The sequence below is a fragment of the Filimonas lacunae genome, from assembly GCF_002355595.1.
GTDB classification, from domain to species: domain Bacteria; phylum Bacteroidota; class Bacteroidia; order Chitinophagales; family Chitinophagaceae; genus Filimonas; species Filimonas lacunae.
Map to the genome: position 1 here is coordinate 3,835,965 of NZ_AP017422.1, position 9,692 is coordinate 3,845,656.

A 9,692-nucleotide genomic window follows, 5' to 3' on the forward strand; every position below is an offset into this window, starting at 1 on the left:
ATCCCTGCTTTTTTTATCGTAACAACACTACCGTTCCTTTCTTTGTTATCACCTTCCCTTCCCGGTCAGTAATGGAAATAATATACACATAAGTGCCTTCATCCGTCAGATGGTCTTTATAGTTACCATCCCAACCTATCGCAATATTATTACTGCTAAACACCTTATCACCAAATCGGTTAAATATCTGCTTACTGTAGGTAAGCGGCGTGCTATAACTCAGTATTCTGAATACATCATTACGGCCGTCCCCATTAGGCGTAAAGGCGTTAGGTACCGGAAACACATCACACTCAGCCCCTATTACCAACGCCGCCAAAGCAGTATTGCTGCAACCATTCGCATCTGTGCCAGTTACCGTGTATAAAATATTATCTGTTAATAAGACCACCGGATTATTAATAAATGCGTCTGACAGGTAAGTGGACGGGCTCCACTGGTAAGACACCACTCCCGCTGCTGTTAATTGCACACTCGCACCAGGACAACCCGGTTTAATCCGGCTATTTTACACCTGATTTCCGACCAATCTCCCCCTTCTTTCGCCATTATATAATGGGGAAAATGGTATCCAGCTGCCTCATATCATTAACCGGATCGTGGTTCCCGAATCCTCCAAAACGGACATTATTATCACTTTCCGCTACAGGCACAGCAGCGTCAGCAGGATTTATTCGCCCGAAACCATTATCATTTTTCTTGCCCGGGTTAGCAGCAAGCCAATTTAAATATGCCTTTCGGCCTTCATGCAACATCACCAGCAAATCACTGGCTGTTGTTTTAGGTACCTGGGCAACTTCCCAATTTACCAGTGAAGCTGGTGGCCTGTTTGCTGCCAATGGCGGTATTGCATTTGCAGCTCCTGTCCAGCGATACTGTTTAAACTTCTTTATCCTTAAAGGACGGACAAGTCCATTGATAGTAATATTAATTACAGTATCCCCTCCTTCCTGAACAATATCATAATCTGCATTGGCAAGTAAAAAAGCTCTTAATTTTCCTTCATCATGCCCACCACCAATTCCCTTTGCCTTAAACTCCTTATCATTTTTCTCTGGTTTAATCATATGCTCAATGAGCGAAGGGGTAATCACTCTTACACCCGTTGTAGCAATATCCTGTGCAGCATTAAAGCCGGCTGCACCTGATTCATCCTCAAATTTTTTATGTAATACATGCGATTCTGTTTTAAACTTTAAATCATCAACGTCTGACGAATTACCTAGTTCCTGTTTAAATAGGTTATGCTTTGCATCATTATCTAGATGCATTTCCTTAACCATTGTGTCTAGTCGCTCTGTAATCAATCTAAGTTTATAAGCAGAACCTTCACTAGCTGCACTAGCAACATAACGTTTTTTTTCTTCTGTATACACTTTGTAAACCTCTTTAAACAGGCCTATTCTTTCTTTGTCGTTTTCACTTAATGGAGCCAAAGCATTTCCTCCTGGCACCAATACACGATTACCAGCTACATTTTTATAAGCGCGAAAATCAAATGCCAGTTGATTAATAATTATCTCCTGATACAATTTCTGCTGCGTTGCAGGCACAACAGCATTATTAACAGTAATGGTTACTGTATTTGCGTTGAAAGCTGTGTTTAAGGTAAATGCTAATGGATTAGCATTAGTTGTTACTATATTTATATCCCATTTAACGTCTGGCTGCCCATCAGATATATAAGTAAAAGTCCATTTACTGGCATCATTCCGGTCAATATCATCTCCAAACAACAACTGTGTGCTCCCGGTTCTTTCTTTCATTTTTCCTAGCCGCTCAGTTATTACATCGGCAGATTTTCTTCCCGTCAATAATTCATCTGCCGTAAAATATTCGTTCCGTTCATCTGACGCATCTTTTATCATCTTTTTTTCAGCGTCTTTTAATTCATTATACTTCGTGTAGAAAAAAGACAGCCTAATATTGTCTAAAGGAGCAACGAGATTTTTTTTCATATTAGCAGGCTCATTGGCTACCAGTGCAATAAGCTGGTCTGATAGCGGCAACGGAACATTTCTGTTCTTCAATAAATTATATCGAGGAGCCGCATCTGCATTAGCTTTTGTAATTTTTTCGATAGTAGTTTTTAATCCTTCTCCAGCTGTAGCCTTAGTTCCCAATTCCTCTTCCGCATCTTTTTTCAGTTTGGTTTCCTCTGCTTTTTTAATTTTATCATACTTTGTCCTGAACCTATCCTGCTTTCCTTTACTAAACTGCCCATCAAGCTCATCTTTAATAGTGAAAACATCGTTGAGATATAGCGTTCTCAATTCTGTAGTTTTAGGCGCAGGAATATTTTCACTTTGGCATAAAGCAAAACCAATGTTTAAATCATTATAAGCTTTTTTAAAATAGGCTATTGAGGCATCCAGATTAGCCATGTAGTTTGTTGTCACGGTGGATTTAAACAATTGCCCAATAGGTAAATCTTCAGTCAGCTGCAACTGCGCAACATTATTAACACGCCCCGCTATAGCAGCTCCGGGATGCACCAACCGGGCTTGTACAGGAAAAGAGGGGTTTTCCTTTAATATTTCGAATGGATTGGCAGTAGCTTCTTTTTTTTGAAGCAAGGCCATGGGGTTATGCGAGTAACCTCCCGCACTGGCAATAGCATCTTGCCTGGCGGGTTTGCTGTTCAGGATCGTTTTCATCAGTTTTTTATGCAGAATTTCCAGATAAAAATAGAACGCATTCCCTATACAGTAGATAGAAGCTATACCCGAAAAGGGTTTATTCCCTAAAACAGTGCTTTTTGATCCTATTCGTAGGTAATAAATACCGAATGCCGGGTAACGGGTATCAGATTACGGGTACGATGTCCTTTCCCTTCCGTATCTTCCACTTTAATCACCTCACCGGCATTAAACACCCGTTTCTCGCCCAACGAAGTTTCAATTTCAATACTGCCATCCAGCAACACAATAAACTGCTTCTGCGGTGCATTATGAAAATCAAAATCATACGTAGGTGGCACGGTACGGAAAATGAGCGATTTCACCTGCACCTGTTCAGACAAGGAACCTATGGCCCCTTTATCTGTCAGCGGATATTCATCTTCTGCAAAATGACTTTCCCCGGCTGCATCATGGTATACTCTGGTTACCCGAAAAGTGTTCATATAATAGATTTACTGGTTCGGTATCAAAGCTACTTAACAGGTACTACACGCTGCTTAACCTACATTAAGAATCTTTATTACCCGGTGCAATAAAAAACGGCAACTTTAACATCAACCTTAACGATATACCTATAGAAACCTACAGACAACTGGCAACGTTTTTATGATACAATAGTTGGCGTTATCGGATTTGAACCGATGACCTTGTGCGTATAAGGCACCTGCTCTAACCTGCTGAGCTAAACGCCAGTAATAACAGAGAGCATGACCGGAATTGAACCGGTGTTACAATAGTTTTGCAGACTATCCCCGCTACCAACATTGGGTACACACTCTTTCAGACATACAATAGTTGACGTTATCGGACTTGAACCGATGACCTTGTGCGTATAAGGCACCTGCTCTAACCAGCTGAGCTAAACGTCAGTAGTTACAGTGTAACAGAATAACAATAAAATGATGGAAATAAAAAACCCTCGTGCCTGTAATGCCGAGGGTTCTAAAGAATTGTAATGATATTAGCATCATATCAAACCATCGGCGGCTTTACAGCATCCTATGACTTGTATATTTGCTATGTTTATGATCGGTAACACTTGTTAATTATTATGCAGCAAATGTATAATATTATTTATTTAGCGACCAAATATTTTTCTTTCTTTTTATAAATAGCCATACCCACAGTGCCTACCAGCAACACAGAGATACATATGTAACGCCATACAATATCTTCCTGTGTAGCTATCTTACCCGTAATAGAAATAACATAACTGGCCAGTGAAGTGATCAGGTATACCAGCCCTCCCATTAAGCCACTGGTCATGCCCGCATGTTGTGGAAAAAACAACAGGCTGGTGGTAAAGTTAACAGTATACAAAAAGCCCGAACAGATATGAATAATAAAAGCAAACAACATAAAGCACCACAGTTGCTGAGAATAAACAGATATTGCCAGCAACACCACAATTAAAGCCAATTGCAGCATAGCAGCCCCCATTACTTTTTTGTTAAACTCCAGCGCAATAAGCCGCTTGGCAACAATACCGCCTATCATCCACGAAAAGCCCAACATTAATGTACAATACCCAATCACCACCGAACTAAAGTGAAAACTATTGGCTATTACAAACGGGCCGGAGATGTTAAACACCATCACTACAGAATACGCCAATCCCAAAGTAATAATACCCAGCAAAAACACCGGGTTACCCAGCATCATTGCATAGTTTTTTTTAATGGTAGTGATATGAAAAGGCTTACGCGTAGCAAGCGTTTCACCACTATATATCAACTCAAACACCAGCATCAGCAAAGCATAGATAGCCAGAAAGTAAAAGTTACTTTGCCAGCCAAACAGCTTTTGCAAAAAGCCACCCAGGAAAGGCGCTACAATAGGCCCCAACGACCAGGTGATGGTAAAAAAACTCAGATAATGCTTCAATTTATCCCCCGTATATAAGTCCACAAAAAAAGCCCGTTTACCCACCACCACAAATGCCACGGCAATCCCCTGCAACACACGCAGCAAACAAATTAACCTTACATCCCTGGTTAGCCCTATCACCATGCTGGATAACACCAACGCTACCAGCGCATACATAGCAGGCTTAAACCGGCCAATACTATCCAACAGGCTGCCCACAAACAATTGCGATATACCATAACTTAAAAAGAAACAGGTTAGGGTTAACTGTATGTTCTTTTCGGCTACTTCCAGGCTTTTAGCCATGTCGGGAAAAGAGGGCAAATAAATATCCGTAACAAACCCCGATAAGGGTATGGAAATAAAAGCCAGTATAGTAGCTATCTTCTTCCTTTTTTCTGACGCACTTTGTAACATAATTCCTTGCTTAAATAATACGGCAAAGTTAAAACGCATCACGCCACCACTGTTTAGAAAATTCAAACTCAATCTTGTAACATTCAAAGAATGGTCACTTTTATGGCTCAAAACATTTTTTTGTTAATCACACCAACACATGTATATATTGCATAATCTTTGCACAACCCTATTAACTTGTAAAGCAGTACCTGTAAAAAACCATACATGAAGCTACCTTTTATTGAAACTATCGCCTGGGTGGAACATAGCCCAAACCTTCTCATGTGGAAGTTTCCCGATGAAGACTGTGAAATTAAGAACGGCGCAAAACTTACCGTACGGGAATCGGAAAAAGCATTGTTATTGAATGAAGGTCAGCTGGCAGACGTATTTGAACCCGGCTTACATACGCTCAGCACCGCCAACATTCCTTTACTCACCAGGCTAAAAAGCTGGAAACATGGCTTTGAAAGCCCTTTTAAGGCCGATGTATATTTCTTTTCTACCAAGCAATTCGTAAATCTGAAATGGGGCACTCCAGCGCCTGTATTAATGCGCGATGCCCAGTTTGGCCAGGTGCGTATACGTGCCTTTGGCACCTACAATGTGCGCATTACCGATGTGGCTAAGTTTTTTAAAGAATATGCTGGTACCTACCCTGCGCTAAGCGTTCATGAATTACAGATGCAACTGCGCGATTTTATTGCGCCCACTTTTGCCGAGGTACTGGCACAGGCCAACTTGCCTGTGGTGGATGTTGCCGGTAATCTTACATCGGTAAACCAGAAAATAAAACCTTTAATACAACCTTACTTTGATGCCTTTGGTATAGAAGTAACAGAGTTTGTTATCAGCAGTGTTACACTGCCGGAAGAAGTGCTGAAATACTACGACCAGGTAACCGGTATGAACATGGTTACCGATATGGATAAGTTTGCGAAATTCAATGCCGCCAATGCCGTTGGCGAAAAAGGCAGCGCTTTAAACGACGCCACCCTGCAGGGGGCAGCGATGGCAGCCATGGTGCAGGCATCGATAGCAGCACAACAGGCACAAGCCCCTGCTACAGCTGCACCACAACCCGCAGCTGCTCCTGTAGATGACCTTACCGCCAAGCTGGTGAAACTGAAAAGCCTGTTCGAGAATCAACTGATAGATGAGCAGGAATATAAAGCAAGAAAAGCCGTATTACTGGAAAACCTATAACACATGAACCCGGAAGAAAAACCACTGTCGTTTGTAGAACGCATGAAACAACGTGCGGTAAATCAGCAAAACTATGGCGGCACCGCCACACCCACCGAAGCAGGCACCGTGCAGGCTGCTTGTCCTAACTGTGGCGCAGGTCGCACTAAGGATGATGGCCTTACCAAATGCGGTTACTGCGGCCATGTATTCATTCATACCGAGCTTACCGACGGCAAATACATTCAAAAAGAAGACAATTCCCTATAACAATACCCACTATCACACATGCAGGACTTAATGCAGCAGCTGAGCGATACCGAACAGCGCCTGAATGCCTTTTTACAGAAACTGGACCAACGCGCCGATGAACTATTAGAAGGTTACCTGGCAGAAGCCCCGGCTATTATTGCGGGTGATGACCAGTACGGACAATCTATGTACCGTTTTACCAATGCCACCCGCGGACAAATACAAACCCTGCGTCAGAAAGCAGACGATGTGCGGCAAAAGCAGATAAGGCCATTGTACGAATCCTACGCCACCAGCGCCAACTTTGGCACGCCGGTGTACTCTACCGTGCAAGACTGGTTTAACCGTTGCACAGACACCCTGAATGCATGGGAAGACAACCTGTTCAACCGCATGGATACCGCTATTGAAAAAGCCGAATGGAAAGACTATGAAGTAGTGTTCAGCAACCTGATGAACAACTACCATCAGCAAAAGGAAAATGTGCATTGCAAGCAATGCGGAGCTAAGCTTACCATAGAGGGCGTTTATTATTACAGCACTTACATACCCTGTAATTTCTGTAACACGCAAAACATATTCGACCCCGGCACCAGCGCACGCGAACTGGAGCATACCGCCCGCCAACTGGCCGAGCAACGCTGCAAACCCATGAAGGATGCACATGAGCAAATGAACCAGCACGAAAGGGATTTATATATGCAGGGCCACGAACTGCACCTGAGCCTGATTCATGAAAAAGACAAAAACACGATTAACACCGTCAATAATAAAATAGCCGCCCTCGAAGCAGAACGCCAGGAAGCTATCCGCAAAGCACCGGAACTACTGGAAGCTTACTACCGCGCTATGTTTGACGAAATGACTAAACTATTACCCGACCTGAGCGAGCATAACGACAAATTCTTCTTATCCATTAAAGAAAGCTATCTACAGAAAAAATACAATCCACAATAACAATCTATCATTCTAGTTATGTCTGAAAATCCATTATTAGCACCGATTCACGGTATCAGCCTGTACGACTATTCAGCCGGCAACGCACGCCTGGCCAACAACATTGCCCTGGAAGATGTATGCAGCGCCCTGGGCGTTGAAGTTCCGATATGGCAGGAAGCCAGCAGTCTGTGGGCACAACGTATGCAGGAAGATTCCGAGTTTATTATCGCCATGCAAATGGGCACCTACTTTTCGCAGGCCGATGAGCACCCTAAACTAGGCGCCTTAAAACCAGCAGTAAGCGCTTCCGGACAAGCTTACCTGCAACAAATGGCCAGCGACCGCTATTTCTATGAAGAATTGAATGGCGCACGTGAAGCCGCCTACGAAGCCGGTCTGGATGGTGCACAGTGGATACTGGACAACTACGGTATTTCCCTGGGCGATTTCCAGTCTATTGCCATGCAGTGGTCAGAAGTGCAGAAAACGGACGATCATGAAACCATCCTGGCCTTCGCCAACTACCGCCTGGAAAGAAAAGAAGAATATGCCGCCCGTTTTGCAGAAGAAAACGGAGGAAATATTGCTGATGATATTGACTTCTAGTAAAAGCCCCCCTGGCAATGAGCCAGGGGGGCTTTTCAATATAACACCTTATTTTTCTAAGTACTGCTATTGATTTCCCCACTTTTGCTTCTATAGCTATCCAATCATTAATTCCTGCCTATTAAGCCCCCTATCAAATTTACAGATTTTGTAAATATTTACAGATTTTGTAAATTTGAGAAAAGAGGGTGTTAATGTATGTTGAAGACCTAAAGACAAACGAAAAATGGGAAGTAACGGTTGACAAAATCTCTAACAAAGACTTTCCTAAAATTAAAAAAAGTGGAAAATTCGGATTTGATTGGGATAAACACAAAAACGAGGAAGTTTATAAAATTTCAATACTTGGCACCATTGAAATTTTGGGATTAATGTGCGTAATCGACCACCCCGAACCACAATATGATTGCCTTGAAATTAAATTAATAGAAATCAACAAAGATCATCAAGGAAAAGACAAAGGATTAGATAGAATTGGCGGCAATCTCCTTGGATTTGCCGCGCTATTATCAGACCAATATGGACATGAAGGATTTTTAGCATTAATAGTGAAAAGCAAAAGAGCCGCACTTTTTCATGAAAAATATGGTTTTCAGTATATCGGAAGTGGTGGAGGTGTAGCGGGTGAAAGAATGATGTCAGACACCATCAATTCGATAAAATTAGCCAAAGAGTATACAGATAAATCAATATCAGATGAAACCAAATAATCCTAAAGAGAAAAAGGAAAAGACTGATGACATTTCCTTTCAGTCTCCAGCCTTAACTAAAAATCAAGAGCAAGAGGCTTTACTTGCATTTGGTACTTATCGTAAAAAAGCGAGCAAACAAATTTCTGAGGAGGATAAGATAAAATTGCGTTTGCTACGATTAAAATTTGAGATTAACAATTTTCTAAAAAGTCAGTACTCTGATTTTCAATTTGGTTTCTTCCTGGAAGAATATATGAAATGCTTTGAATTGAATGGGAAGACCTTTGCTAATGAAATAGACGTAGCACCTTCCCTTCTTAGTCAAATTTTGCATAATCAACGAGATCCCAATACTAAAATCATGATGCGACTGGAAATACATTCAAACTACAATTTCCCCGCACCAATATGGTATGAAGTATTAGCTAAACAAAAAGCTTTTGAACTAAAAAATGACAGCAAATTAAGAAAGCAGGAGGCCAGAAAAATTCACCCAAAGATTAGTGTAGTTATTTAGATTCATTTAGTATCAGCATTACAATAAAACTGCTCAATTCTATAAAAGAATTGAGCAGTTTTATTAACAAGCTCCACCATTTACACCTCCAACGTAGGTATCCCTTCCAGCTTCGCCTTTAACCCTTCCGGCAAATAAGGCCTTCCACCTGTTGCAGGCACACAGGTGCCGGTAAATACAGCAGAGGTCATTACCTTATTATTCAGCATAATGGACTGCTTAAAATGCAAACGCGGCTGCCCGCCAGCATCGCCAAATACAGCACAGGTTACGGTAAACTCATCGCCTTTTTTCAGGGAACGTAAAAACTTTATAGAGTATTGCGAAAGCACCATGTACACACCTTTTTCTGCTTCTTCCACAAAGTCAAATCCCAGTACATCTTTAATAAAAGCGTGGCGACAATCTTCCATGTAAAACGGATAGTAAAGTCCATCCATTATTTGCTGCACATCAATGTGCTCATCTTTGGTAACGTAAGTTTTTGTGTATTCCATTATAGGATATGCTTATTTCGCTGCGAAGATCGACTTTCTGCCGGAAAACAAAAAAGGC

Annotated in this window: 11 protein-coding genes and 3 tRNA genes; 6 read left to right on the forward strand and 8 right to left on the reverse strand. The window is 41.8% G+C overall.

Annotation, left to right across the window (positions count from 1 at the left end):
• Nucleotides 1-13 precede the first annotated feature (13 nt).
• From FLA_RS15190 to FLA_RS15215, 7 genes are all read right to left on the reverse strand, one after another.
• The gene (locus FLA_RS15190) at nucleotides 14-472 is read right to left on the reverse strand and encodes a gliding motility-associated C-terminal domain-containing protein (protein WP_076377866.1); all 459 of its coding nucleotides are present in this window, start codon (nucleotides 470-472) and stop codon (nucleotides 14-16) included.
• A 76-nt stretch (nucleotides 473-548) separates the two neighbouring features.
• Nucleotides 549-2,657, reverse strand: coding sequence for a hypothetical protein (locus FLA_RS15195; RefSeq protein WP_076377864.1), 2,109 nt, complete (start codon nucleotides 2,655-2,657; stop codon nucleotides 549-551).
• A gap of 107 nt (nucleotides 2,658-2,764) precedes the next feature.
• Nucleotides 2,765-3,124 carry a cupin domain-containing protein gene (locus FLA_RS15200; protein ID WP_076377862.1) on the reverse strand — a complete coding sequence of 120 codons (360 nt, stop codon included), beginning with the start codon at nucleotides 3,122-3,124 and terminating at the stop codon, nucleotides 2,765-2,767.
• Nucleotides 3,125-3,299: 175 nt separating this feature from the next.
• A tRNA-Ile gene (locus FLA_RS15205) sits at nucleotides 3,300-3,373 on the reverse strand.
• A gap of 10 nt (nucleotides 3,374-3,383) precedes the next feature.
• Nucleotides 3,384-3,459, reverse strand: a tRNA-Cys gene (locus FLA_RS31185).
• Between the two features lie 17 nt (nucleotides 3,460-3,476).
• Nucleotides 3,477-3,550, reverse strand: a tRNA-Ile gene (locus FLA_RS15210).
• 205 nt (nucleotides 3,551-3,755) lie between these two features.
• Nucleotides 3,756-5,030, reverse strand: a complete 1,275-nt coding sequence (locus FLA_RS15215) for an MFS transporter (protein ID WP_231940449.1) — start codon at nucleotides 5,028-5,030, stop codon at nucleotides 3,756-3,758.
• Nucleotides 5,031-5,171: 141 nt separating this feature from the next.
• Between FLA_RS15215 and FLA_RS15220 the strand changes: the two genes are divergently transcribed.
• The 6 genes from FLA_RS15220 to FLA_RS15245 all read left to right on the forward strand — a co-directional run bounded on the left by FLA_RS15220 (nucleotide 5,172) and on the right by FLA_RS15245 (nucleotide 9,137).
• The gene (locus tag FLA_RS15220; RefSeq protein WP_076377860.1) at nucleotides 5,172-6,152 is read left to right on the forward strand and encodes an SPFH domain-containing protein; all 981 of its coding nucleotides are present in this window, start codon (nucleotides 5,172-5,174) and stop codon (nucleotides 6,150-6,152) included.
• Nucleotides 6,153-6,155: 3 nt separating this feature from the next.
• Entirely contained in the window at nucleotides 6,156-6,401 is a 246-nt protein-coding gene (locus tag FLA_RS15225) for a hypothetical protein (protein ID WP_076377858.1), read from the forward strand.
• 18 nt (nucleotides 6,402-6,419) lie between these two features.
• Nucleotides 6,420-7,340 (forward strand): hypothetical protein, encoded by a 921-nt coding sequence (locus tag FLA_RS15230; protein ID WP_076377856.1) that lies wholly within the window; start codon nucleotides 6,420-6,422, stop codon nucleotides 7,338-7,340.
• An 18-nt stretch (nucleotides 7,341-7,358) separates the two neighbouring features.
• Nucleotides 7,359-7,928, forward strand: coding sequence for a DUF6620 family protein (locus FLA_RS15235; RefSeq protein ID WP_076377854.1), 570 nt, complete (start codon nucleotides 7,359-7,361; stop codon nucleotides 7,926-7,928).
• Between the two features lie 194 nt (nucleotides 7,929-8,122).
• Nucleotides 8,123-8,638, forward strand: a complete 516-nt coding sequence (locus tag FLA_RS15240; protein ID WP_076377852.1) for a GNAT family N-acetyltransferase — start codon at nucleotides 8,123-8,125, stop codon at nucleotides 8,636-8,638.
• Nucleotides 8,625-9,137 (forward strand): hypothetical protein, encoded by a 513-nt coding sequence (locus FLA_RS15245; protein ID WP_076377850.1) that lies wholly within the window; start codon nucleotides 8,625-8,627, stop codon nucleotides 9,135-9,137. The genes FLA_RS15240 and FLA_RS15245 overlap by 14 nt, the downstream gene beginning before the upstream one ends.
• An 80-nt stretch (nucleotides 9,138-9,217) precedes the next feature.
• Here the strand turns inward: FLA_RS15245 and FLA_RS15250 are convergent, their stop codons facing one another.
• On the reverse strand, nucleotides 9,218-9,634 hold the full coding sequence (locus FLA_RS15250; RefSeq protein WP_076377848.1) for an acyl-CoA thioesterase: 417 nt from the start codon (nucleotides 9,632-9,634) through the stop codon (nucleotides 9,218-9,220).
• Between the last annotated feature and the right edge of the window lie 58 nt (nucleotides 9,635-9,692).